The following is a 525-nucleotide window of genomic DNA, read 5'->3' on the forward strand; positions in this document are numbered from 1 at the left end:
GCAATGCGGCGAGTGTGGTGTCGGGTCGTCTGTCGTACACGTTCGGTCTGGAGGGGCCGGCGGTGACGGTGGACACGGCGTGCTCGTCGTCGCTGGTCGCCCTGCACCTGGCCGTGCAGGCACTGCGCTCCGGCGAGTGCGACCTGGCCCTGGCCGGCGGTGTGACGGTGATGTCCACACCGGGCGCGTTCATCGAGTTCTCCCGGCAGGGCGGTCTCGCCTCCGACGGCCGGGTCAAGGCCTTCGCGGACGCAGCCGACGGCACCGGCTGGGGCGAGGGCGTGGGCATGCTCCTGGTGGAACGGCTGTCCGACGCCCGCCGCAACGGCCACCCCGTCCTCGCGGTCGTGCGCGGCTCCGCCGTCAACCAGGACGGCGCGTCCAACGGGCTCACCGCCCCCAACGGGCCCGCCCAGCAGCGCGTCATCCGCGCCGCCCTGGCCAGCGGCGGCCTGACCGGCGCCGACGTCGACGCCGTCGAGGCCCACGGCACCGGCACCACCCTCGGCGACCCCATCGAGGCCC

At 75.0% G+C, this 525-nt stretch carries 1 protein-coding gene; it reads left to right on the top strand.

The window, feature by feature from the left end; translation table 11 throughout:
* On the top strand, positions 1–525 hold a 525-nt coding region (locus A2U95_RS30055), incomplete at both ends, for a beta-ketoacyl synthase N-terminal-like domain-containing protein (RefSeq protein WP_166028861.1).

This window comes from Streptomyces chilikensis (assembly GCF_001642695.1).
Lineage (GTDB): Bacteria > Actinomycetota > Actinomycetes > Streptomycetales > Streptomycetaceae > Streptomyces > Streptomyces chilikensis.